Source organism: Halomonas garicola (genome assembly GCF_055382465.1).
In genome coordinates this window covers 153,613-176,335 of the sequence record NZ_AP043931.1, presented here as the reverse complement: position 1 = coordinate 176,335, position 22,723 = coordinate 153,613, and the positions used below count along the sequence as shown (strand labels likewise).

Below are 22,723 nucleotides of genomic sequence, written 5' to 3'. Positions count from 1 at the left end.
GCGCCCGGCGTCAGCGTTCCGCCGTCTGGAGGGTATCGGGCGGCGTTTCCACGGCGGCCGGGCGCTTGATGCCGCAGCCCTTGATGACGACCCGGATCAGAAACTGCGTGATCTCTTCCAGATCCTCGTCGTCCAGGGTGGTCCGGCCGGTAATGCCCAGCACCTGGGTTTCAAAATCGGCGTAGTGCTGGGTCGACGACCAAATGAGAAAAATCAGCCATACCGGGTCCACCGGGTCCATCAGGCCCCGGGCGGCCCACTGGCGAAGCACCGCCGCGCGGTTTTCCACCCACTCGCGCAGCTCGCCCTGGAGGTAGTCCTGCAAGAACGGCGCGCCACCGAGAATTTCGCTGGCAAACAGCCGCGAGCCTGCCGGGTGGCTGCGGGACAGCTGAATCTTGGCGCGGATGAAGGCCGAAATGACCTCGACCGGGTCGTCTTCCGGGGAGATGCTGTCCAGAATCGCGTTCCAGCGGGTCATCATGCGCTCCAGCAGGCGCACATAAAGCTTGCGCTTGCTGCCCATGTAGTAGAGCACGTTGGACTTGGGCAGCCCGGCCTGGTGGGCGATTTCCTGCAGGCTGGCGCCGCGATAGCCGTGGCGCGCAAACACGCCTTCGGCGGCCTGCAAAATTGCCTGCTCGTTGCGCCGGCGGATGGCACCGGCCTCCTGTTCTCGGGGGAAATCAGCCTTGGCCATGGGCCCTCACCTTCTCGTCAGCGCGCGCATCGGCACGCGCAGGCAAAGCTGAATCTTGCCTGAAAAGCCGCTTCCAAGGCAATTCCGAACGGCAGACGGCGGGGCTCGCCAGCGCTGAACTGCCGACGCTCAGACAAAAGTCGCAGGGCAAAACGACTTGATAAAGCTGACCATGTGGTCAAGAATTGAAGTTAACCCCGACACGCGGCCAGCAACCTGCTTCACCACGACAAGACAACCGGGCCACGACAATGATAACCGGAGCCGACCATGATTGACTTCTATCTCAACGGCCAGCGCCAGCGCCTGGAAGGCGTCAGCGCCGATACCAGCATTCTGGAACTGTTGCGCGAACAGCTCGACCAGATCGGCACCAAGGAAGGCTGCGCCACCGGCGACTGCGGCGCCTGCACCGTGGCCATCGGCGAGCCCGACGAAAGCGGCGCGCTTGGCTACCACAGCGCCAACGCCTGCGTGACGCCGGCCCATCAGCTCAGCGGCTGCCACCTGGTCACGGTAGAAGGCCTGGCCGACGGCGAGCGCCTGCATCCGGCCCAGGCGGCCATGGTCGAGTGCCACGGCAGCCAGTGCGGCTTTTGCACGCCGGGCATCGTGATGTCGCTTTTCACCCTGTACGAAGACCAGCAAAAGCGCCCGGCTCCGCTGACCCAGCAGCGCCTGGAAGGGGTGCTTGGCGGCAATCTCTGCCGCTGCACCGGCTACCGCCCGATCCGCGATGCCGCCCTCACCATGCAGGACCACCCCCACGCGACGCCCGCCTGGGCGGCCAACCCCACACTGGGCAAGGACGTGGCGGCGCTGGCCAGAGACGTGGGCAGCAGCGCCGGGCATGCCGACACCGGCAAGGCCGCGGGCTACGCCATGCCCCGGGATATCGCCGCGCTGCGCGAGCTCAAGGCCAGCCGCCCCGACGCGCGGCTGGTGGCCGGCGGCACCGACCTGTGGCTGGAAACCACCCAGCAGGTCAAGGACCTGGCAGACATCATCGACGTGCGCCGGGTCGCCGAACTCACCGAGATCGAAGAAGGGGACGCCGGCTGGTGGATCGGCGCCTCAGTGACGCTTACCCGCCTGATGCCGCTGCTGGCGGAGCACTACCCGGCGTTCGAGCACATGATGCACCGCTTTGCCGGCTCCCAGATCCGCAACCGCGCCACCCTGGGCGGCAACATTGCCAACGCCTCGCCCATCGGCGATACCCCGCCGACGCTTCTGGCGCTGGACGCCCGCCTGCGGCTGGACGGCCCCCGGGGCAGCCGCGAGATGGCGCTCGAGGACTTCTTCCTCGACTACAAGAAAATCGCCATGGACGCCGACGAGTTCATCGCCGCGGTGTTTCTCCCGCGCCCAACCGCCGGCCAACAGCTCAAGGTATGGAAGCTGTCCAAGCGCCGGGAGGACGACATTTCCGCGGTGCTGGGCGCCTTTTCCTGGCGCCTGGAAGACGGCGCGATGCGCGACGTACACCTCGCCTTCGGCGGCATGGCGGCCATCCCCCGCCGAGCGCCCACCGCCGAGGCGGCCCTTGAAGGCAGCCGCCCGGACGCCGCCGCTTTCGCCCACGCCCGGGCGGCGCTGGCTCGTGAGCTCACGCCCATGGCCGACATGCGCGGCAGCGCCGAATACCGCACGCTTGCCGCCGGCAACCTGCTGGAACGGCTGCGCCTGATGATCGACGCCGACAGCGATAACAACGGCGATAACAACAGCACAGCGACCAAGGTGACCCTCGATGCGTACGCTCACTGAACTCGAACAGCCCGTCCCGCAAAACGCCGCGCATCGCCGCTACCAGGGCGATGAGCCGCTGGCCCGGGACACCGTCGAAAGCCAAGGCAGCGCCGGCAGCGCCCGCCCCCACGAGAGCGCGGTGAAGCACGTCACCGGCCGGGCCGCCTACATCGACGATTTGCCCACGCCCAAGCGCACCCTGCACGTCATGGTCGGCCAGTCGCCGGTGGCCCACGGCCGCGTCACGCGGCTGGAGCTGGGCAAGGTGCGAGCCTTTCCCGGCGTCGTCGACGTCGTAAGCCTTGACGACGTGCCCGACCATACCGATATCGGTCCGGTGTTTCCCGGCGACCCGATCTTTGCCTTTGACGAGATCAGCTACGCCGGCCAGAGCCTTTTTGCCGTGGCCGCCGAGAGCTACAAGATCGCCCGTCAGGCGGTGCTGGCCGCGGTAGTGGAAATCGACGAGCAGCCGGCAAGCCTCGACCCGGTGGCCGCCGCCGACCGCGAAGAGCTGGTGCGCCCCACTCACGTTCACGAACGCGGCGACTGGCAGGCGGCCCTTGACGGTTCGCCCCACGTCCTCGAAGGCACCCAGTTCGTCGGCGGCCAGGAGCACTTCTACCTGGAGGGTCAGGCCTGCCTGGTCGAGCCCACCGAAGACGAGGGCGTGCTGGTGCACACCTCCAACCAGCACCCCAGCGAAACGCAAAAGCTGGTGGCCGAGGTGCTGGGCATTCCTTTCCATGCGGTGACGGTCTCCAACCGGCGCATGGGCGGCGGCTTCGGCGGCAAGGAAACCCAGGCCTCGCCCTGGGCGTGCATCGCCGCGATTATCGCCCGGCGCACCGGCCGCGCCGCCAAGGTGCGCCTGCCTCGGGCCGACGACACCCGCGGCACCGGCAAGCGCCACCCCTTCCACAACGCCTATAAGCTGGGCTTTGATGAGCGCGGCGTGCTCACCGGCGGCGACATCGACATCATCGGCGACTGCGGCTACTCGCCGGACCTGTCCGAAGCCGTGGTCGATCGCGCCATGTTCCACGCCGACAACGCCTACTCGCTGGGCGACGCTCGGGTCACCGGCAAGCGGGCCAAGACCCACACCGCCTCCAACACGGCGTTTCGCGGCTTTGGCGGTCCCCAGGGCGTGATGATTATTGAACAGGCGATGGACGATATCGCCCGCTACGTCGGCGAAGACCCGCTGACCGTGCGCAAGCGCAATCTCTACCGCGACGCCGACCCCGACGGCACGCCGCGCAACGTCACCCACTACGGCCAGCGCGTGGAGCAGATACCGCTTTTGCACGACGTCATCAGCCAGCTGGAGGAATCCAGCGACTACTGGAACCGGCGCCGGGATATCACCCGCTTCAACGCCCAAAGCCCGATCATCAAGCGCGGCCTGGCGCTGACGCCGGTGAAGTTCGGCATCTCGTTCACCGCCCAGCACCTGAACCAGGCCGGCGCCCTGCTCCACGTCTATACCGACGGCAGCGTGATGATCAACCACGGCGGCACCGAAATGGGCCAGGGGCTGCACACCAAGATCTGCCAGGTGGTGGCCCGGGAGCTGGGGCTCGACCTGGACAAGGTGCGCATTACCGCCACCCGCACCGACAAGGTGCCCAACACCTCGCCCACCGCGGCCTCAAGCGGCGCCGACCTGAACGGCATGGCCGCCCGGGACGCCGCCAGCAAGCTGCGCGAGCGGCTGTTTGACTTTGCCTCCGCCCACTTTGATGCCCACGCCGGCGGGCTCGATCGGGAAACCATGCGCCTGGAGCACGGCGAGCTGGTCGCCGGCATCGGCGCCGACGAGCACCGCATCAGCTGGGGGGAGCTGGTACAGGCGGCGTATCTAGGCCGTATTTCGCTTTCCGAGAAGGGCTTCTACGCCACGCCGCTGATCCACTACGACCGCGCCACCGGCCGCGGCCGCCCGTTTTACTACTTCGCCCACGGCGCGGCGGTGTCCGAGGTGGAAGTGGACATGCTCTCCGGCGAGTACCGCGTCAGCCGCGTGGACATTCTCCACGACGTCGGCGATTCGCTGAACCCGGCCATCGACATCGGCCAGGTCGAGGGCGGCTTCATCCAGGCCATGGGCTGGATGACCAGCGAAGAGCTCAAGTGGAACGACTCGGGCCAGCTGACCACGGTCGGCCCCTCCACCTACAACATTCCGACCTTTGGCGACACGCCGGAGGTATTCAACGTCAAGCTCATGGAAGGCCATCCCAACTCCCAGGCCAGCATCTACCGCTCCAAGGCCGTGGGCGAGCCACCCTTCGTGCTGGGCATCTCGGTGTGGTCGGCGCTGCGCGACGCCCTCGCGAGCCTGGTGAACTACCGCTTCTGCCCGGTGCTCGACACCCCGGCCACGCCCGAGCGCGTGCTGATGGCGGCGGAAATCCTGTGCCAGCAGACCGACAGCAAAAACGCGAGGCCCGACCATGAGCCCGCATGACGTCTGGCACGGCGCCCTTGATCGCCTCCAGCGCGAAGCTCGCTCCCACGCGTTGGCAAGCGTGGTGGGGGTGGCGGGCTCCACGCCCCGGGAGCCGGGCACCAAGATGGTGATCACCCCGGACACCGTCCACGACACCCTGGGCGGCGGCAACTTCGAGTGGCAGGTGATGGAAACCGCCCGGGAAGCGCTGGCCAATGGGGAAAGCGGCACACGGCTTGAGGCCTTTCCGCTGGGCGGGCGCAGCGGCCAGTGCTGCGGCGGCTACGTTCACGTCATGCTTGAGCTGTTTGCCGGCGCCGAGATGCAGGTGGCGCTCTTTGGCGCCGGCAACGTCGGCCGGGAGCTGGCCAAGCTGATCGCCCCGCTGCCCTGGCGCCTGCACTGGCTCGACAGCCGGGCCGACGCCTTCCCCGACACCTTCCCCAAGGCCCCGGGCAACGAGCGCCAGCGGCGCCGGCAGATCACCGCCGGTGCCGACGGCGAGCCCGACGTAGCCAAGGCCGTTGCCGGGCTGCCGGCGGGCTGTCACGCGCTGGTGATGACCCAGGATCACGGCGAAGACCGGGCGATCATCGATGCCCTGCTGCGCCGGGGCGACTGCGCCTCCCTTGGCGTCATCGGCTCGCGCTCCAAGTGGGCGAGCTTTCGCCGCCGGCTGCGCGACGCCGGGCACCGCGAGGCTGACCTTGCCCAGGTGCGCTGCCCCATTGGCGTCGCCGGCGCCCGGGGCAAGCGGCCGTACGAAATCGCCCTGGCGGTGGTCGCCGAGCTATTGACCTTCAAACCCGCCGCCGAACAGCCGGACCGGCGCGGCGTCGCCCCGGAAACCCTGCGCGCCGCCTTTCACCCGGTCACCCCCAACACACAGAAACAGCGCGCTTGAGGCGCTCCGACCCGATTCCCCAGCGCCAACGGAGAGCATAACAATGACGAACCTGACCACTGCCACCCGCGTGCTGCGCGGCCCGCTCTTGAGCTTTGCCAGCGATCCGGGAGACGGCGATACCCCCGCGCCGGGCAGCGTTCGCCACCTGGAAGACGGCGCCGTCTGGATCGTCGATGGCCGCATCCACGCCGTGGGCGACTACGCCGAGCTGGCCCCGCACCTGCCCACCGGCATCGAAACCTTGGACTACTCGGGCAAGCTGATGATGCCGGGCTTTATCGACAGCCACGTGCACTATTCCCAGCTCGACATCATGGCCTCCTACGGCCGCCAGCTGCTCGACTGGCTCAACGACTACACCTTCCCCGAAGAGTGTCGCTTTGCCGATCGCGCCCACGCCGACGCCGTCGCCGAGGCGTTTCTCGACGAAACACTACGCGTGGGCACCACGACCGCCCAGGTGTTCTGCACCTCGCACCCGGGCTCGGTGGACGCCTTCTTCACCGCCGCCAACCGCCGGGGGCTGCGCATGCTCGCGGGCAAGGTGCTGATGGACCGCAACGGCCCCGACGATCTCACCGACGACACCCTGGGCGGGCTTGCCGACAGCGAACGGCTGATTGCCGACTGGCACGGCAAGGGCCGGCTGGGCTACAGCCTGACGCCGCGCTTTGCCCCTACCTCGACGCCTGCGCAGCTGGAAGCCACCGGCGCGCTGCTGCGCAACGCCCCGGATATTCACCTGCAGACGCACCTGTCAGAAAACGAAGGCGAAATTGCCTGGGTCTCGGAGCTGTTCCCGGAAAGCCGCGACTACCTCGGCGTTTACGAGCGCTACGGGCTGGTAGGGCCGCGCAGCACCTTTGCCCACGGCATTCACCTGGACCAGGGCATGCGCAAGCGCCTGGCCGACGCCGGCGCGAGCATTGCCTTCTGCCCCACCTCGAATCTGTTTCTGGGCAGCGGCCTGTTCGACCGTGAGGCCTGCAAAGACGTCGGCATGGCCACGAGCCTAGCAAGCGACGTGGGCGGCGGCACCGACCTCTCGGGGCTTGCCACGCTCAAGGGCGCCTACCAGGTCGGCCAGCTGCTGGGCCAGCCGCTCACCGCCTGGCAGGGCTTTTACCGCCTGACCCTGGGCAACGCCCGGGCGCTGCACCTGGACGAACACATCGGCCAGATCCGCGAGGGCGGCGAAGCCGATATCGTAGTGCTCGACCCGGCGGCCACGCCGCTGCTCGCCCGGCGCACCGCCCACTGCCAAACGCTTGCCGAAACCCTGTTTGCGCTGATGATGCTGGGTGACGACCGCAGCGTCTACGCCACCTGGGCCGGCGGGGAGCGGGTTCACGCCCGGGACTAGTCGGCGCATGCGGCCCCGGCGTCCGCGCCGGCCGGGGCCGCCAGACGGTCGAGAAAGTCCCCCAGCTCGGCAAACAGCGCCTCGCGGATCGGCGGGGCTTCGTTGACCAGATGGTGGCGCGCCTGCGGCTGATGATAGACCTCGGCCCGGGGGAATTTTTCGCCCAGTACGGCCAGGTTGTAGCGCCAGTCCACGGTCTGATCCTCTTCCCCCTGCAGCATCAGCGCCGGCAGCGTTGACGGCGGATACGCCGGCAATCGCGCCATCCAGCGGCGCATGGCGCTCACCCAGACAAGGCTCAACTCCCAGTGCTGGAGCGGATCCTGCCGGCGCAGGAAATCCACGAAGGCGGTATCGGTGGAGTTGGGCCAGTAGCGCCGGGAGACGGTGCTGACAAAGGGCGCCGCCAGCCGGTGCAGCGTGCTCGCCCGGTGCCACCCCCAGGGGCGCACCAGCGGCGCCAGCATGACAAGCCCAGCCCAGGGCGCGGCGCCTTGGCGCCTCAGCGCATCGGTTGCCAGTATCGCCGCCCCGGTACTTTGCCCCACGCCCACCCAGGGCGCCGGGGCAAGGCCCTGCGCCGCCACGGCGCTCTGCACGACGTGCAGGCATTCGCCGTAGGTGGCAAAGTCGTCGATCGCCACTCGCTCGCCGCTGGATAGCCCGTGACCGGGCAGATCCCACAGCACCACCTGCCAGCCCCGGGCCAGGAGCATCGCCAGCAGATGGCGGTAAAGGCCCAGGTGGTCGAAGTAGCCGTGCACCACAAAGGCCGTGCCCACCGGCGCCGGCGGCGCCCACACCTGGCACCAGAGTAAAAAAGCCCCCGTCGGCACCATGCCGGCATACACCCGGCGCGCCTTCTGGCGGCAGGGCGCCAACCCATAGTGCTCAAGGTAGGGCGCCACGGCCTGCGCCGCGGCGCTATCAGGGCGCAGCCGTACCAGTCCCTTGCCAGCGGTAGAGGAAAACACCTCCCGCAGCGGGCCAAACTCGTTCATCCAGCCCCTCCTGATCAAGCCGGTCATCCGCGCTGGTTTCTCAACGGCCGGCAGATGCACTAACTTGGTATCATTTAGTCGGACATCGCGGCACTGCCCGCTTCGTCCTATTTACATACTTGCACATTTATGGAACTATTTTCCGCAAATTGAGCTGTCGGCATCTGCATCAGTGCTGTCATACGCACGTCGACCGGCATGAGGTAGCAGTTGTATTTACTGTTGCATTCACTTGGCCGTGGCGAACATCTGGGTACCACGATTGGCCACGGGCCCTCTTAAGGGAGAGTTTCCATGAGCGAGCGTATCACGCGTCACCGTCTACAGGTGTCAGCTGACCTTGATCGCTTTATCAACGAGCAGGCGCTGCCGGGCACAGGCGTCGATCAGGATGCCTTCTGGAAAGGCGTCGACGCGTTGTTTCACGACCTGGCGCCGAAAAACCACCAGCTGCTCGACGAGCGCGCCTCGCTGCAGGAAAAGCTCAACGCCTGGCACCGCGACAACCCCGGCCCGATCACCGATATGCCGGCCTATCGCCGCTTTCTCACCGACATCGGCTATCTGACCGAGATCCCTGAGCGCGTCGAAACCACCACCGCCAATGTCGACCCCGAGCTTGCCTCCCAGGCCGGCCCGCAGCTGGTTGTGCCGGTCAACAACGGCCGCTACGCGCTGAACGCCGCCAACGCCCGCTGGGGCAGCCTCTACGACGCGCTCTACGGCACCGACGTCATAGCCGAAGACGACGGCGCTGAAATCACCCGCGAGTTCAACTTCAAGCGCGCCGACAACGTCATCGCCTATGCCCGCGGCGTACTCGACCAGGCCACCCCGCTGGCCGACGGCTCCCACCGCGACGCCACCAACTACGCCGTTCGCGACGGCAAGCTGGTCGTCACCCTCGACGGCGGTCGCGAGACCGGCCTCAAGGACGCCGACAAGCTCGTCGGCTTTGACGGCGACGCCGCCGACCCGTCCTCGATCCTGCTGGTCAACCATGGCCTGCACATCGAACTGCAGATCGACGGTGACAACTTCATCGGCAAGACCGACCCGGCGCGCATCAAGGATGTCGTCGTGGAAGCCGCCACGTCCACCATCATGGACTGCGAGGACTCCATCGCCGCGGTCGATGCCGAAGACAAGGTCGGCGTTTACGCCAACTGGCTCGGCCTGATGAAGGGCAACCTGCAGGAAACCATCGAGAAAGACGGCAAGAGCTTTGTTCGCGAGCTGCGCGGCGACCGCACCTGGCAAGGCAGCGGCGGCGACAGCGTAACGCTGCAGGGCCGCGCGCTGATGTTCATCCGCAACGTCGGCCACCTGATGACCACGCCGGCCGTGCTCGACGACAGCGGCAACGAACTGCCCGAAGGGATCCTCGACGCTCTGGTGACTTCGCTGATCGCCATCCACGACCTGAAGAAACCCGCCGGCCAGCCGCGCAACTCGCGCACCGGGTCGGTGTATATCGTCAAGCCCAAGATGCACGGCCCGAAGGAAGTCGCTTTTGCCGACGAGCTCTTCGGCCGCGTCGAGGATATCCTCGGCATGGAGCGCGATACCCTGAAAATGGGCGTCATGGACGAAGAGCGCCGTACCAGCGTCAACCTCAAGGCCTGCATCAACGCCGCAAGCTCCCGGGTGGTCTTCATCAACACCGGCTTCCTCGATCGCACCGGCGACGAAATGCACAGCGTCATGGAAGCCGGCCCGATGGTGCGCAAGGGCGAAATGAAGCGCACCGCCTGGCTTGACGCCTACGAGAAGAACAACGTCCAGACCGGCCTTGCCTGCGGCATGCGCGGCCGAGCCCAGATCGGCAAGGGCATGTGGGCCATGCCCGAGCTGATGCACGACATGCTCGAGCAGAAAATCGGCCACCCCAAGGCCGGCGCCAATACCGCCTGGGTGCCCTCGCCCACCGCCGCTACGCTGCACGCGCTGCACTACCATCAGGTAGCAGTCGAGGCCATACAGCGCGAGCTGGAAGGCAAGGGCGAAACCGATCTGCTGGACGACCTGCTCAGCGTGCCGGTGGAAGCCGACCCGAGCTGGGGCGCCGATGCGATCCAGCAGGAGCTGGATAACAACTGCCAGGGCATCCTTGGCTACGTGGTGCGCTGGGTCGAGCACGGCGTCGGCGTTTCCAAGGTGCCGGACATCCACAACGTTGGCCTGATGGAAGACCGCGCCACGCTGCGCATCTCCAGCCAGCACATTGCCAACTGGCTGCACCACGGCATTGCCGATGAAGCCCAGGTCAAGGAGACGCTCGAGCGCATGGCGAAAGTAGTCGACGAGCAGAACGCCGGCGACCCCAACTATACGCCGATGACCTCGCACCTGGACGACTCCACAGCGTTCAAGGCCGCCTCCGACCTGATCTTCAAGGGGCTGAAGCAGCCCTCGGGCTACACCGAGCCGCTGCTCCACGAGTGGCGCCGGGTAGAAAAGACAAAAGCGGATAAGGGCAAAGCGCAGTAAAACGCGCCAACCGCCAAAGCCCCCTCAAGGCCCTGCCTTGAGGGGGCTTTTTTACGGCTGCCGACAGCCGGCTCCGGCCCGCCAGGCCGTCACGCCAAGCGTCAGCCACCCGGCAATCAGCGCAAGGCCGCCCAGCGGCGTCACCAGCCCGACGCCAAACCCACCCAGCGCCATGGCGTACAGCGAGCCCGAAAACGCCGCAACGCCCAGGATCCAAAGCGCCATCACCGGGCGCAGGTTAATCGTCGGCTCGAACCGCTGCCAAACCAGCAGCGCCAACAGCGCCAGGGTGTGCCACATCTGGTAGCGCACCGCGGTATTGACCGCGGCCACCGCTGCCTCGTCGGCCCGGGCGGCCATGCCGTGGGCGGCGTAAGCGCCCAGCGCCACCGCCACGGCGCCGGACAGCGCAAGCGCACCCCCGAGCATTCGGTATCTAGGCGCCCGGCCGGGACTCGGATGGAACGGTTCTGCTGCTGTCGACGGCTGTTTCCTCATAACCGAAGGCTCCCTGGCAGGCCGACTGCCCGCGGCGCGTCGGCTGAATAAAAAGGTGGAAAACGCTATAATAGCGCCACGTTAAGGCAGAGCGCGCGGAAATCCATGATTTTCGCGCGCAGCGCTTGCGACATCCACCCAAGCGGTAGGAAAATGACGGATATGACAGAGTATGCCATTCAGCTCAACGGCGAACCCCACTCCCTGGCGCCCCGGACCAGCGCTGCCGATCTGATCGAGCAGCTGGGACTCGGCGGCCGTCGCATTGCCGTTGAAATCAACGAAGAAATCGTCCCCCGCAGCCAGCTGGCCGAGACGCACCTGGCCAACGGCGACAAGGTCGAGATCGTCCATGCGATTGGCGGCGGCTAGGACGCTATCCAAGGAAGCTTATGACATCATTCCACGACGCTCCGCTGACCGTTGCCGGCCGCGAATTCCATTCTCGCCTGCTGATAGGAACGGGCCGCTACAAAGACTACGATGAGGCCCACGCCGCTATTACCCAGAGCGGTACGGAGGTCGTCACCTTTGCCGTGCGCCGCACCAACCTGGGCCAGGATACCAGCGAAACCAGCCTGCTCGACGTCATTCCCCCCGAGCGCTTCACCCTGCTGCCCAATACCGCCGGCTGCTACAACGCCAAGGATGCCGTGCGTACCTGCAGGCTCGCCCGGGAGCTGCTGGACGGCCATAACCTCGTCAAGCTCGAGGTGCTGGGCGACGACGATACGCTCTACCCCAACGTCACCGAAACGCTCAAGGCCGCGCAGACGCTTCTTGACGAAGGCTTCGACGTCATGGTCTACACCAGCGACGACCCCATCGTTGCCCGGGAGCTTGAAGCCATGGGCTGCGCGGCCATCATGCCGCTGGGCTCGCTGATCGGTTCCGGCCACGGCATCCAGAACCCGCACAACCTGCGCCTGATCGTCGAGCGCAGCCGCGTCCCGGTCCTCGTGGACGCCGGCATCGGCACCGCCTCGGACGCCACCATGGCCATGGAGCTTGGCTGCGACGGCGTGCTGCTCAACTCTGCTATTGCCCACGCCAACGACCCCGTGCGCATGGCCCACGCCATGCAGCAGGCCGTGCGGGCCGGCCGCCACGCTTTTCTGGCGGGACGCATGCCCCGCCGCCAAAGCGCCGACCCCTCCACCCCCTTTGCCGGCCGTATCAACGGCTGATGGATAACCGCCGCCCATGACAGACGCATACTCGCCAGATCAGCCGCCCGACCCGCAAAACGCCGAGGCGCCGCTGCACCGCCCCGGGATCAAGAGCTACGTCATCCGCGCCGGGCGGACCACCCAGGCCCAGACCCGGGGGCTCATGGATATCTGGCCGCGGCTGGGGCTCAACGTTGCCGACGGCCGTCAGGATCTTGATGCCCTGTTTGGCCGCCGCGCCCCCCGGGTGGTGGAAATCGGCTTTGGCATGGGCGGCTCGCTGGTCGAACAGGCCGAAAGCCATCCCGACACCGACTTCATCGGCATCGAGGTGCACGCCCCGGGCGTGGGCAAGCTCCTTGACGAAGCCGACAAGCGTGGCCTTACCAACCTGCGGGTGTACCGCGAAGACGCCCTGACCGTGCTTGAGCAGTGCCTGCCTGCCGACAGCATCGACACCCTGCAGCTATTCTTCCCCGACCCCTGGCCGAAGAAGAAGCACCACAAGCGGCGCATTGTGCAGCCGGCGTTTGTCGAGCTGATACGCTCGCGGCTGGCCGTCGGCGGGCACTTCCACCTGGCAACGGACTGGGAGGCCTACGCCGAGTGGATGGCGGATACCCTGGCGGCGGCCCCGGGGTTTGCCAATACCGCCGGCGCGACCACCGCGCCTTACGTGCCGCGCCCGGCTTTCCGCCCGCTGACCAAGTTTGAAGCCCGCGGGGAAAAGCTTGGCCACGGCGTCTGGGACCTGATCTACCGCCGCGCCGATTGACTTTCTGCCAAAAAAAAGCCGCTCCGGGAGGAGCGGCAGCAAGACCGTGACTAGCAATCTTGAATAGCAATCTTGAATAGCAATGAGAGGGAGAACCATGGCAGTTAACTGGCGGTTGCTGCCATGGCTGCGGCGTCTCATCCAACGCCACGCCTTTAATATAATCATTCTCATTTGCCGCGTCAATACAAATGCGAATATTTTTTGTTTGCTGCCTGTCAGGCAACCAGCCGCAGCCATAGCGGCAGGGTCAGCATCGCCAGCAGCGTCTGCCCGGTGATGATAGCCGCCATCAATTCGGCATCGCCGCCCAGCTGGCGCGCCAGAATATACGCCGAGGTGGCAGTCGGCAGCGCGGCAAACAAAAGCGCCACGTCGCGGCTGACGGGGTCCAGCTGCAGCGTCCAGGCAAGCGCCAGCGCGAGCGCCGGCATCAGCACGAGCTTGATAACCAGCGCCGCCAGAACGCCCAGGTTCAGCCGCATCAGCGCCGACAGGCGCAATGCCACCCCCACGGCCAAAAGCCCCAGGGGCAGCGCCGCGCGCCCCGTCAGCGATACCGCCTCTGCGGTCCAGCCGGGCAGCCCCAGGCCGGCAAGGTTCAGTCCCACGCCCAGCAAACAGGCAATAATCAGCGGGTTTTTCAGCAGCGCCAGCGCGCTTTTCCTGACCCCGCCGGGCCCCAGCGTGCCCGCCGCCACAAACCCCGTCACGCAGATCACGTTGACCGTCGGTACCATCAGCGCCAGCGCCACCGCCGCCACCGTCGCCCCCGGGCCTGCGTGCAGCGCCGCCGCGCCGGCTACGCCCACGTAGCTATTGAAGCGCAGCGCGCCCTGAAACACCGAGGTAAACGCCGCTGCGTCAAGCCCCAGCCGGTGGCGCAGATGCCAGAGCCCCCAGGCAAATATTGCCATCGCCCCCAGCAGCACGACGGCCAGGCGGGCAACGGGAACCCGGCTGATCTCGGCCGTGGCAAGCGTCGCCACCAGCATCGCGGGAAACAGGACGAAATACACCAGCCGCTCCAGCTGCGGCCAAAAGCCGGCCGGCAGAAAACGGCTCCTGCCCAGCACCACCCCCAGGCCAATCAGCGCAAACAGCGGCAGCAGCGCCTCCATGATGCTCGTCATGGGCACCTCCCGTTCGCCTTGGCTCGCCTGTCGCCGGCCGGTGCCCTGCGACATCCCAGCACAGGGGAGCCGGCATAATAGCTGCTACTATGTGGCAATTGATGCTGCCTCCCAGGCGCCACTTTACTTTCCGAGATTTGGGTAGCCGCCAATGTTGAATCCGTCATGAGTTCTGTCACCAACCCTGGCACCAATCCCGCCACGAAAAAGACGCCAGGTCCCGCCGGCAGCCCCCCTTTTCCCGTGCTGACGACGCTGATTCTGGTGACCGGTATCGCGCTGGCGGCGTTTGGCTGGTACGCCCTGTCACACTGGATACGCGGGGGCGACGACGTCACCTGGTATCCGCCGGAGCAGGAATGCAACCTGCACCAGGAGAACTGTACCGCCACCCTTGGCGACCGCGGCAACGTCGCGCTCAAGGTCGATACCGACGGGCGCATCGAGGCGCTCGAACCGCTGCCGCTGGAAGTCGCCGTAAAGGGCATCGACGCCCGCAGCGCCACGGTGGATTTTATCGGCCGGGGCATGGACATGGGGCTTAACCGCTTTGCGCTGGAGGCAGACGGCCCCGATCGCTTCAGCGGCCTGGGGCAGCTCGGCGTCTGCACCCAGGACGTCATGCCCTGGCGCGCCCGGATCATTCTGGAAACGCCCAGCGGGCGCATCGGCAGCTGGTTCGACTTTGACGTGGCGCGAAGCTAAGGCGTCAGCGCCGGTCGGCGTCGGGCGCCTTTTGCAGGCGATCGAGCATCTTGAGCAGCGCACCGGCCTGGGTGCCGTCCCGGGTATCGTGGAGCGGGTATAGCTGCCAGGAGCTTTCGGCAAAGCCCCACCAGTCCCAGCAGCCCCGGGGGTTGGCAAGCGTGCTTTCGGCCTGGGGGTAAAGCACCACCTCGTCGTGGGCAGCCGCCCAGGCGTTAAGCCCGCTCTTCCGGGCAAAGGCGTCGTCTAGCACCTCGGCCCCCATGCGGCAGCCGTGCAGGGCAAGCGTTGTCCCGCAGCCGCCGTCGGTGCAGGCGTCGGGGACGTAGACGTAGCCGGTATCGGCCAGACCCCGGGCGTCAAAATCGCTTTGATCAAACTCGCGCAGCTCGCCTGCCGAAGGTTCAGACCGCGACGCCCGCGCCGGGTACAGCCAGTCCATCATGGTCTTGGCCACGTCCTCGCCGCAGGCGAGCAGGCCGGCGTCTCCGCCCTCGTTGGAGCACGAAGCAAGGCGTGACGCTTCATCGGCGCTGCCTGCCGCTACCGGCCAGCCGTGGCCGGCCTCCTCATCGCGCACCGCTCTGAGCGACTCGTCGCCGCCCAGCCAGTCGGCCAGCTGCTCGCCGAGCAAGTCGCCCAGCACCGGGTCGATCACACCATCCTGGCCGCCGTGCCAGACAAAGGCGCGCAGCCGGCCCAGATCGGCATCCTTGCCGACCTGCCCCCGGGACTGATAGTCCGCGCGGCGGGTTTCCAGCGCGGTCAGGGACGGCTCGCCGCGCCGGGTCATCATGCACTGGTTGAGCGCCAGGCTAAGCTTGCCCTGGGCGCAGCCCCAGGGGCCGGCGGCCAGCACGCCCAGGCCGTGAAAGCGCTCGGGCCAGGCCACCGCCAGCTGGGTGGCCATATAGCCGCCGGACGACACGCCCACCACGCTTGCCCGGTCATCCGCCGCGCCCAGCGCCGGCAGCGAATCGGGCGGGGCGACGTCATCCGCCACGCCGGCCAGCGGCACGGCAAGGCCTGCCGCCAGCAGCAGCCGGGCTAGCATGGCTTACTCGACGTCCAGCAGTTCAACGCGGAAGGTAAGCACTTCATTGGGGCCGATGGGGCCCTGGCCGCGCTCGCCGTAGGCCAGATCCGCGGGGATGTAGAGCTTCCACACGTCGCCTTCGCTCATCAGCTCAAGCGCTTCCTGCCAGCCTTCGATCACCTGATTGACCTTGAAGCTGACCGGCTCGCCGCGCTCGATTGAGCTGTCAAAGACGGTGCCGTCGCGCAGCGTGCCTTCGTAGTCCACCTTGACGGTGTCATCGGCTGCCGGCGTTTCGCCGTCGCCGGATTCAAGCTCTTCATACTGCAGGCCGGACTCGGTAACGGTCACTTCATCGCGCTCGGCGTTGTCTGCCAGAAACGTCTCGCCCTGCTCGAGATTTTCCTCAGCAAGCTCGGCGGCCTCCGCTTCGCGCTCTGCCATGGCGTTTTGCTGGAACGCTGCCAGCGCTTCAGCCATTTCCTCCTCGCTCAGAGCCAGCTCGTCTTTCTCGAACACGTCGCGCATGCCCCGGGTAAAGGTATCGATATCCAGCTCTTCGATATCGGCGTGCATGCTTTCGCCAAGGGTAACACCCAGGCTGTACGCCAGGCGCTCGTCTTCGGTTTCCGGCGCGGCAAAGGCCAGCGGTGCAGCCACCAGGGCAGCCAGCGGAACAGCGGTCAGCAGTGTTTTCATCGAAGGTACCTTTTCATCGCAACGTTGTGGTCGACAACACGGAAATACGCGCATCGCGCTACCATAACAGGGCCGGCGTTCAGGCGCACCCAAGTACCCGACTTAACGGCGAAAGCCCAAGGCTTCAACCTTGACATGTCGCAACGAATCCTCTTCTCTAAGGATGACACTACAAAAAGGAGAGCATAATGAAACTGCATAAACTGGTTGTCGGCATTACCGCATGCGGCCTGCTCAGCGCCGCCGCTACGGCGAACGCAGAAACCTGGCGTTTCGGCCTCGAGGAAATCGAAGGCAGCGTGCAGCACGGTTATGCTGAGGAATTCAAGAAGCTCGTCGAAGAAAAGACCGACGGCGACGTCACCGTCGAGCTACTGCCCTACGGCACTTGGGGGTCCACGTACTCCTCTCTTTATGATGCCGTTCAAAGCGGCTCCATTCCGCTGGGCTTTGGCTCCGGCGCCCTGGGCGGCACCGTGCCGGAAAGCCAGCTGCTGAGCCTCAACTTCGTCATGCCGGCGGACCAGATGGAAACGGCGAAGGTGCTCAACTCCGATGAGTTCCTGAAAAGCGACGCCTGGCAGGAGTCCTTCCGCCAGCGCGGGCTGGTACCGATCGCCGAGCTTGCCGAAGGCTATCAGGTATGGACGTCCAGCAAGGCGATCCACGAGCCCAAGGACATGAAAGGCCTGAAAATCCGCGTGATGGACAACAGCCTGCTGCGCGAAGGCTATAAGGCCTACGGCGCCTCCCCCATCTCGATTGCCTACGGCGAGCTTTACAGCGCCCTGCAGCAGGGTCAGGCGGACGCCAACATCCAGCCGGTCTTCGCCCACGAGGAAATGGGCTTCTACGAAGTTCAGGACTACATGATCTTTGCCAAGCAGGCGCAGTTCGTAGCCACGCTCATGGCCAACGAAGACTGGTACGAAGACCTGAGCGACGACCAGCAGAGCATGCTTGACGCCGTGACTGAGGAGCTCGTCGAGAAGGGCTACAGCATCCAGGACGAGTTCAACACCGAGCGCCTGGAAACCATCAAGGAAAAGAGCAACATCGAAATCATCGAGCTTGATGACGAGCAGCGCGACAAGTTCCGCGAGCTGGCCAAGCCGGTACGCGAAAGCTTCGTCGATGACGTAGGCGAGCGCGGCGGCGAAGCGCTGGATATCCTGCTGTCAGCCTTTGATAAGACAGACGGCGACAGCGCCGATGACGCAAGCGCGGACGAAGACGAAGAGAAATAACGCGTCGTCATCAGCCGCAACAGCCTAAAGCAAAGCCGAGTGGTTTTTACCACTCGGCTTTTTTATCGCCGGCTGATGGCTCTCAGGCGGTATCGCCAAGCGAGGGTAGCAGCAGCGAGATCTGCGGGAAGAGGATAAGCAGCACCGTTGCCAGCAGCAGGATGGCGATGAACGGTGGCGTACCGCGTATTACGTCCATGTAGGGCCGGCGGAACACGGCAATGGCGGTAAAGATGTCGCAGCCGAAGGGCGGCGTGGCCGAACCGATGGCCGCCTGCAGCGTGACGATGACGCCGACGTGGACCGGATCAAGACCGGTGGACATGATCAGCGGCTTGAAAATCGGCACCAGGATCAGGATAACCACGATGGGGTCAACAAACATGCAGCCGACAAAGAACGCCGCCGCAATCAGCGCCAGGGCCAGTATCTGGCTGTCGCCAATGCTGTCGATCAGCGGCCCCAGCACCTGCTCGGGCACGCCGGCCGTCCCCAGCGTTTGCGAAAACGCCGCGCCGATGGCTACCAGGATGAATACCACCGCGGTGATCATCCCGGTCGACAGCGCCAACCCACCCAGGTCGCGGATCGAGACCTGGCGGTAGATCACCACTTCCAGAATCAGCGCGTAGGCCACGGCCACCGCCGAGGCTTCTACCGCGCTGAAAAAGCCGCCGTAGATGCCGCCGACCACCAGCACCGGAAAGCCCATCGGCAAAATCACCTTGCGCACGGCCCGGGCACGCTCACCCCAGGTGGAGCGCGGCTCGGGCTCGATGCCCTTGATGCGCGCATCGATATAGCAGTAGATGGCAAACAGCATCAAAATCATCACCCCGGGCAGGACACCCGCGAGGAACAGATCGCCGATGGACTCCTTCATCACCACGCCGTAGATGATGAAGCCGATGCTCGGCGGAATCAGCAGCGCGATATCGCTGGCGTTGATGATCAACGCCAGGGTAAAGCTGTCGGTATAGCCCTTGGCCAGCAGCCGCGGGCGCATGGGGCCGCCCATGGCCACCACCGTCGCCTGGGTAGAGCCCGATACCGCGCCGAACAGCGCACAGGAGGCCGCCGTGGTAATCGGCAGGCCGCCGCGGATATGCCGGGTGAAGGCATCCACCACGTCGAGCAGTCGGTTGGCCGTATGCCCCTTGGTCAGGATATCGGCGGCAAAAATGAACATGGGCACCGCCGCCAGCACCCAGCTGCCGACGCCGTTGATCATCCAGCTTATCGCCTGATCCGGGCCGAAAAAGGTCATGTCGGCGAACATCATGTAGAACGTGCCCACTGCCAGCGGCACCATCATGGGGAACCCCATCAGCAGCAGCACCAGCATTAAAATACCGAGTCCGGCTAGCATGCGCTTATCCTCAGTGTTGTTATTGGGTCAAGTATCCATCGGGGCGTGCGCCGGGGCAGACGCCGCCGGCGCATGACGGCACCGTCATTGTTCGTCGGGCACATCGGAAAACTCTTCTTTCTCCCGGAAGTTGCGATAGAGCTCCTTGCTGATCATGTTGCGCACGGCCGTCAGCACGTACTGCACGCCGGCCAGGGTAAAGCCGACCGGTAGCGACGTGTATACGATCCATAGCGGAATGTGTAGCGACGAGCTGGTGCGCCCCCGGCTATATATCGTATCCACATAGCCCAGGGAGAGATAAGCGAAGTAGAACATCAGCGCCGCGCTGCCCAGGCACAGGAGGATTAACATCCCCTTGCGCAGCCGGCCGCCGACCTGCTCATAAATGGCCGACATGCTGATATGGCGAGCGTGTCGCGCCGCATAGCTTACCCCCACGAAGGTGATCACCACGATCAGCATTTCGGTGACCTCATAGGTGCCGGGGATGCCTCGGTTGAACACCAGGCTGCTGACCACGTGGGCACTCATCAAAAGGGCCATACCCAGAATGCTGACGGTAATAATCCACTTTTCGATAGCGCCCAGGGCCGAGTCAAACGCGCTGAGCGCGCGCAACAGGCCGTTTTTTTGCGGCTGCTTGGTTAAAGGCTTGTCAGTCATAAGAGAGTTACCTTGTGCCGTGCCGCCAAAGCGCGGCGGCGATATCAAGCCGATGCCCGGAATACAGCGGCAACCGGACAACGGAAAGGCGCGCTGCTAGCGCTTGCATTATTGTGGATCCCCGCCGGTCCGCAGCTACCGGGCCTCCAGGCCAGCACTACCGGGCACGCGGCAAACGCAGATAATTCATCATACTGCACTTTTCACGTTAGCGTACTGGGGAAAGCGCTTCAACGCGACCCGGCGGCGCCGGCCGGAAGCTCCGCCCGCAGCGCGGCCAGCGTCGCCGCCTGGTCTGCCGTCGGCCGCAAGGCGGGCTCACCGGCCAAGGTGACCCTGGCGCCGGCAGGCAGCGGCGCCACCCGCCCTGCCCGGCGGGAAAGCGCTTCCAGCTTCGCCAGCGCGGTCTTTTCCGCCAGCAGCTCGGCGTCCTTGAGGGTCTGGCGCAGCCGGGCCAGCTCGGGGTCGCAAGCCGCCGCCGGCTTGAGCCAGCGCCGCCTTTCGCGCAGCGGCCAGGTATAGTCGCGCTGCCAGTCGGCCACCTCGCCAAGGGCCTGCTCGGCGCTCGGCGTCGGCGCCAGGCCAAGATGGCCAAGCCACAGGCGCCACAGCAGCACGCACACGTCCATGCCGGCCTCGTCCTGCAGGAAAAGCAGCCGCCGGGCCACGCCGGGGCGGCCATAAAAATCCAGAGCAAAGTCCCAAAGCGAACCCTGCTGAACGGCGGCCAATGGGGTAGAATCGCGCATCACACTGCCTAACGGTTACGGGAGAACGCATGATCGCACTGCGCGAAGTCGCGCTGCAACGCGGCACGCAAACGCTCTTGCAAAGCGCCGACCTGACCCTGCACGACGGCGTCAAGGCCGGCATCATCGGCGCCAACGGCACGGGTAAAACGAGCCTTTTCAAACTGCTGCTCGGTGAGATCGGCGCCGACGCAGGCAGCGTCGAAATGAGCGGCGGCCAGCGCATCGCCCACATGGATCAGGAAATCCAGGCGCTTAAGTGCTCGATTCTCAACTACGTGCTCGACGGCGACCGCGCCCTGCGCCAGGCCGAGGCCGACCTTGAAGCGGCGCAGCGGGCCGACGACGCCCACCGCGAAGCCGAGCTGCACGGGCTCATCGACACCCTGGACGGCTACACCGCCGAGGCTAGAGCCGCCCAGCTGCTGGTCGGGCTGGGGTTTGTCCAGGCCGATCTGGACCGACCGCTGTCGGATTTTTCCGGCGGCTGGCGGATGCGCGTCAACCTCGCCCGCACGCTGTTCATGCCGTCCGACCTTTTGCTGCTCGACGAGCCCACCAACCACCTGGATCTGGACGCCCTTTTGTGGCTCGAGCAGTGGCTCAAGCGCTACCCCGGTACCCTACTGCTGATTTCCCACGACCGCGACTTTCTCGACGCGGTGTGCGACCACATCGTCCACATGCACCACCAGACCGTGGAGCTTTACCGCGGCAACTACTCGCGCTTTGAGCGTACGCGGGCGGAAAAACTCGCCCTGCAGCAGGCCGAAGCCGCCAAGCAGCAGGCCCGGCGCGAAGAGATCGAGCGCTTCATCACCCGCTTCAAGGCCAAGGCCACCAAGGCCCGCCAGGCCCAGAGCCGGGTGAAGATGCTTGAGCGCATGGAAGAGATCGCCGTGGCCCACGTGGACTCACCCTTCCACTTTTCGCTTCCCGCCGCGGACAAGACCTCGCACCCACTGCTGGTGCTAGACCAGGCCCGGCTTGGCTACGCAGCCGACTCAGGCGAGCGCACCCAGCTCGACCACGTCAACCTGACGCTTCTGCCCGGCAGCCGCATCGGCCTTCTCGGCCCCAACGGCGCGGGCAAATCGACGCTGATCAAGTCGCTCACCGGCGAACTTGACCTGCTCGGCGGCGAGCGCGTACCCGGCGAGCACCTGTCCATCGGCTACTTCGCCCAGCACCAGCTCGAAGGGCTGGATACCAGCGCTACGCCGTTCCTTCACGTGCAGCGGCTGTCGCCCAACGCAAGCGATCAGGCAATCCGCAACTTCATCGGCGGCTTCGGCTTCAAGGGCGACAACGCCTTTGCCACGGTGGCGAACTTTTCCGGCGGCGAAAAGGCCCGGCTGGCGCTTGCGCTGATCGCCTGGCAAAAGCCCAATCTTCTGCTGCTGGACGAGCCCACCAACCACCTGGACCTGGAAATGCGCGAGGCGCTGACCCAGGCCATCGCCGGCTTTGACGGCACCGTGATCATCGTCTCCCACGACCGTCACCTGCTGCGCGCCAGCGTCGATGATTTCTGGGTTGTGGCCGATCAGCGAGTCGAGCCCTTCGACGGCGACCTGGACGACTATCACGCCTGGCTGAAGCAGCGCCTGGACGCCCAGCGCCGGGAGAGCAAGCGCAAAAGCCAGGGCGACAGCGCCCCACAGGACCCGGTAACCGCCCCCCAGGCGCCTTCCGCCGGCAGCAGCAAGGGCCAGGGCGCCACCGCCGACGAGCGCAAGGCCGCGCGCAAGGCCGCCGCCGAGGCGCGCGAAAAACTCCGCCCGCTGAAAAAACAGCGCGACCGAGCGGAAAAGACCATGGAAAAAGAGCAGCAGGCGCTTGAAGCGCTGGAGGCGACGCTTGCCGACCCCGAGCTTTACACCGACGCCGCGCGCAAGGACGAGCTTGACCGCACCCTGGGCCAGCAGGCCGACGCCCAGACCCGGCTGAACGCCGCCGAGCAGGCGTGGCTGGAGGCCGAAGAAGCGCTGGAAGGCAGCGGCGCGTAA

The 22,723-nt window shown here is 65.8% G+C and carries 20 protein-coding genes; 11 read left to right on the top strand and 9 right to left on the bottom strand.

Translation table 11 applies throughout. The annotated features are described in order from the left end of the window. Positions 1-10 precede the first annotated feature (10 nt). Positions 11-700, bottom strand: a complete 690-nt coding sequence (locus tag ACZ46Y_RS01075; protein WP_311956753.1) for a TetR/AcrR family transcriptional regulator — start codon at positions 698-700, stop codon at positions 11-13. Positions 701-970: 270 nt separating this feature from the next. Between ACZ46Y_RS01075 and xdhA the strand changes: the two genes are divergently transcribed. From xdhA to guaD, 4 genes are read left to right on the top strand one after another with little or no spacing between them, the layout of a single operon-like run. Next, complete coding sequence (gene xdhA / locus ACZ46Y_RS01070) at positions 971-2,470, top strand: xanthine dehydrogenase small subunit (protein ID WP_311956754.1); 1,500 nt, start codon at positions 971-973, stop codon at positions 2,468-2,470. Beyond that, a complete protein-coding gene (gene xdhB, locus ACZ46Y_RS01065) occupies positions 2,454-4,925 on the top strand; it encodes a xanthine dehydrogenase molybdopterin binding subunit (protein ID WP_311956755.1) in 2,472 nt (823 codons plus the stop codon). Before xdhA ends, xdhB begins: the two co-directional genes overlap by 17 nt. Continuing rightward, positions 4,912-5,811 (top strand): xanthine dehydrogenase accessory protein XdhC, encoded by a 900-nt coding sequence (gene xdhC, locus ACZ46Y_RS01060; RefSeq protein WP_311956757.1) that lies wholly within the window; start codon positions 4,912-4,914, stop codon positions 5,809-5,811. Before xdhB ends, xdhC begins: the two co-directional genes overlap by 14 nt. A 43-nt stretch (positions 5,812-5,854) precedes the next feature. Further along, positions 5,855-7,177: a guanine deaminase gene (guaD, locus tag ACZ46Y_RS01055; RefSeq protein ID WP_311956759.1), complete on the top strand. Its 1,323-nt coding sequence runs from the start codon at positions 5,855-5,857 to the stop codon at positions 7,175-7,177. Here guaD and ACZ46Y_RS01050 read toward each other — a convergent pair. Beyond that, complete coding sequence (locus tag ACZ46Y_RS01050; RefSeq protein WP_311956760.1) at positions 7,174-8,178, bottom strand: alpha/beta hydrolase; 1,005 nt, start codon at positions 8,176-8,178, stop codon at positions 7,174-7,176. The two genes, guaD and ACZ46Y_RS01050, sit on opposite strands and share 4 nt — an antisense overlap. A gap of 294 nt (positions 8,179-8,472) precedes the next feature. Here ACZ46Y_RS01050 and ACZ46Y_RS01045 point away from each other — a divergent pair, with 294 nt between their 5' ends. Continuing rightward, positions 8,473-10,668: a malate synthase G gene (locus ACZ46Y_RS01045; RefSeq protein WP_311956761.1), complete on the top strand. Its 2,196-nt coding sequence runs from the start codon at positions 8,473-8,475 to the stop codon at positions 10,666-10,668. Between the two features lie 51 nt (positions 10,669-10,719). On the opposite strand, the gene ACZ46Y_RS01040 is transcribed toward ACZ46Y_RS01045, so the two are convergent. Further along, complete coding sequence (locus tag ACZ46Y_RS01040) at positions 10,720-11,097, bottom strand: DUF423 domain-containing protein (RefSeq protein WP_311956763.1); 378 nt, start codon at positions 11,095-11,097, stop codon at positions 10,720-10,722. Between the two features lie 231 nt (positions 11,098-11,328). On the opposite strand from ACZ46Y_RS01040, the gene thiS reads away from it, so the two are divergent. Genes thiS through trmB form a run of 3 tightly spaced genes read left to right on the top strand, consistent with a single transcriptional unit; the run spans position 11,329 to position 13,110 of the window. Beyond that, positions 11,329-11,538, top strand: coding sequence for a sulfur carrier protein ThiS (gene thiS / locus ACZ46Y_RS01035; RefSeq protein WP_311956765.1), 210 nt, complete (start codon positions 11,329-11,331; stop codon positions 11,536-11,538). Between the two features lie 20 nt (positions 11,539-11,558). After that, positions 11,559-12,353 (top strand): thiazole synthase, encoded by a 795-nt coding sequence (locus tag ACZ46Y_RS01030; RefSeq protein ID WP_311956769.1) that lies wholly within the window; start codon positions 11,559-11,561, stop codon positions 12,351-12,353. 16 nt (positions 12,354-12,369) lie between these two features. After that, positions 12,370-13,110 (top strand): tRNA (guanosine(46)-N7)-methyltransferase TrmB, encoded by a 741-nt coding sequence (gene trmB / locus ACZ46Y_RS01025; RefSeq protein ID WP_311956776.1) that lies wholly within the window; start codon positions 12,370-12,372, stop codon positions 13,108-13,110. Between the two features lie 218 nt (positions 13,111-13,328). Here the strand turns inward: trmB and ACZ46Y_RS01020 are convergent, their stop codons facing one another. Further along, positions 13,329-14,243, bottom strand: a complete 915-nt coding sequence (locus ACZ46Y_RS01020) for an AEC family transporter (protein ID WP_311956779.1) — start codon at positions 14,241-14,243, stop codon at positions 13,329-13,331. A 165-nt stretch (positions 14,244-14,408) separates the two neighbouring features. Between ACZ46Y_RS01020 and ACZ46Y_RS01015 the strand changes: the two genes are divergently transcribed. Further along, complete coding sequence (locus ACZ46Y_RS01015) at positions 14,409-14,948, top strand: hypothetical protein (protein WP_311956782.1); 540 nt, start codon at positions 14,409-14,411, stop codon at positions 14,946-14,948. Positions 14,949-14,952: 4 nt separating this feature from the next. Here the strand turns inward: ACZ46Y_RS01015 and ACZ46Y_RS01010 are convergent, their stop codons facing one another. Both ACZ46Y_RS01010 and ACZ46Y_RS01005 read right to left on the bottom strand, forming a co-directional pair. Continuing rightward, on the bottom strand, positions 14,953-16,002 hold the full coding sequence (locus ACZ46Y_RS01010; protein WP_311956785.1) for a poly(3-hydroxybutyrate) depolymerase: 1,050 nt from the start codon (positions 16,000-16,002) through the stop codon (positions 14,953-14,955). A 3-nt stretch (positions 16,003-16,005) separates the two neighbouring features. Beyond that, on the bottom strand, positions 16,006-16,683 hold the full coding sequence (locus ACZ46Y_RS01005; protein ID WP_311956788.1) for an FKBP-type peptidyl-prolyl cis-trans isomerase: 678 nt from the start codon (positions 16,681-16,683) through the stop codon (positions 16,006-16,008). 188 nt (positions 16,684-16,871) lie between these two features. On the opposite strand from ACZ46Y_RS01005, the gene dctP reads away from it, so the two are divergent. Then, positions 16,872-17,930: a TRAP transporter substrate-binding protein DctP gene (gene dctP / locus ACZ46Y_RS01000; RefSeq protein ID WP_311956791.1), complete on the top strand. Its 1,059-nt coding sequence runs from the start codon at positions 16,872-16,874 to the stop codon at positions 17,928-17,930. A gap of 82 nt (positions 17,931-18,012) precedes the next feature. On the opposite strand, the gene ACZ46Y_RS00995 is transcribed toward dctP, so the two are convergent. From ACZ46Y_RS00995 to ACZ46Y_RS00985, 3 genes are all read right to left on the bottom strand, one after another. Beyond that, entirely contained in the window at positions 18,013-19,299 is a 1,287-nt protein-coding gene (locus ACZ46Y_RS00995; protein WP_311956793.1) for a TRAP transporter large permease, read from the bottom strand. A gap of 84 nt (positions 19,300-19,383) precedes the next feature. Next, a complete protein-coding gene (locus tag ACZ46Y_RS00990) occupies positions 19,384-19,965 on the bottom strand; it encodes a TRAP transporter small permease (RefSeq protein ID WP_311956794.1) in 582 nt (193 codons plus the stop codon). Positions 19,966-20,195: 230 nt separating this feature from the next. Beyond that, positions 20,196-20,714 carry a TIGR02444 family protein gene (locus tag ACZ46Y_RS00985; RefSeq protein ID WP_311956796.1) on the bottom strand — a complete coding sequence of 173 codons (519 nt, stop codon included), beginning with the start codon at positions 20,712-20,714 and terminating at the stop codon, positions 20,196-20,198. Between the two features lie 29 nt (positions 20,715-20,743). Here ACZ46Y_RS00985 and ACZ46Y_RS00980 point away from each other — a divergent pair, with 29 nt between their 5' ends. Further along, positions 20,744-22,723, top strand: coding sequence for an ATP-binding cassette domain-containing protein (locus ACZ46Y_RS00980; protein WP_311956798.1), 1,980 nt, complete (start codon positions 20,744-20,746; stop codon positions 22,721-22,723).

Bases quoted from the DNA above. Each gene is read 5' to 3' on its own strand.
- xdhC (WP_311956757.1), top strand. From the start codon at position 4,912: ATGAGCCCGCATGACGTCTGGCACGGCGCCCTTGATCGCCTCCAGCGC.
- xdhA (WP_311956754.1), top strand. From the start codon at position 971: ATGATTGACTTCTATCTCAACGGCCAGCGCCAGCGCCTGGAAGGCGTC.
- ACZ46Y_RS00980 (WP_311956798.1), top strand. From the start codon at position 20,744: ATGATCGCACTGCGCGAAGTCGCGCTGCAACGCGGCACGCAAACGCTC.
- ACZ46Y_RS01005 (WP_311956788.1), bottom strand. From the start codon at position 16,683: ATGAAAACACTGCTGACCGCTGTTCCGCTGGCTGCCCTGGTGGCTGCA.
- ACZ46Y_RS01045 (WP_311956761.1), top strand. From the start codon at position 8,473: ATGAGCGAGCGTATCACGCGTCACCGTCTACAGGTGTCAGCTGACCTT.
- dctP (WP_311956791.1), top strand. From the start codon at position 16,872: ATGAAACTGCATAAACTGGTTGTCGGCATTACCGCATGCGGCCTGCTC.
- ACZ46Y_RS01050 (WP_311956760.1), bottom strand. From the start codon at position 8,178: ATGAACGAGTTTGGCCCGCTGCGGGAGGTGTTTTCCTCTACCGCTGGC.
- thiS (WP_311956765.1), top strand. From the start codon at position 11,329: ATGACAGAGTATGCCATTCAGCTCAACGGCGAACCCCACTCCCTGGCG.
- ACZ46Y_RS01020 (WP_311956779.1), bottom strand. From the start codon at position 14,243: ATGACGAGCATCATGGAGGCGCTGCTGCCGCTGTTTGCGCTGATTGGC.
- guaD (WP_311956759.1), top strand. From the start codon at position 5,855: ATGACGAACCTGACCACTGCCACCCGCGTGCTGCGCGGCCCGCTCTTG.
- ACZ46Y_RS01010 (WP_311956785.1), bottom strand. From the start codon at position 16,002: ATGCTAGCCCGGCTGCTGCTGGCGGCAGGCCTTGCCGTGCCGCTGGCC.
- ACZ46Y_RS01030 (WP_311956769.1), top strand. From the start codon at position 11,559: ATGACATCATTCCACGACGCTCCGCTGACCGTTGCCGGCCGCGAATTC.
- ACZ46Y_RS01075 (WP_311956753.1), bottom strand. From the start codon at position 700: ATGGCCAAGGCTGATTTCCCCCGAGAACAGGAGGCCGGTGCCATCCGC.
- ACZ46Y_RS00990 (WP_311956794.1), bottom strand. From the start codon at position 19,965: ATGACTGACAAGCCTTTAACCAAGCAGCCGCAAAAAAACGGCCTGTTG.
- trmB (WP_311956776.1), top strand. From the start codon at position 12,370: ATGACAGACGCATACTCGCCAGATCAGCCGCCCGACCCGCAAAACGCC.
- ACZ46Y_RS00995 (WP_311956793.1), bottom strand. From the start codon at position 19,299: ATGCTAGCCGGACTCGGTATTTTAATGCTGGTGCTGCTGCTGATGGGG.
- ACZ46Y_RS01040 (WP_311956763.1), bottom strand. From the start codon at position 11,097: ATGCTCGGGGGTGCGCTTGCGCTGTCCGGCGCCGTGGCGGTGGCGCTG.
- ACZ46Y_RS00985 (WP_311956796.1), bottom strand. From the start codon at position 20,714: ATGCGCGATTCTACCCCATTGGCCGCCGTTCAGCAGGGTTCGCTTTGG.
- xdhB (WP_311956755.1), top strand. From the start codon at position 2,454: ATGCGTACGCTCACTGAACTCGAACAGCCCGTCCCGCAAAACGCCGCG.
- ACZ46Y_RS01015 (WP_311956782.1), top strand. From the start codon at position 14,409: ATGAGTTCTGTCACCAACCCTGGCACCAATCCCGCCACGAAAAAGACG.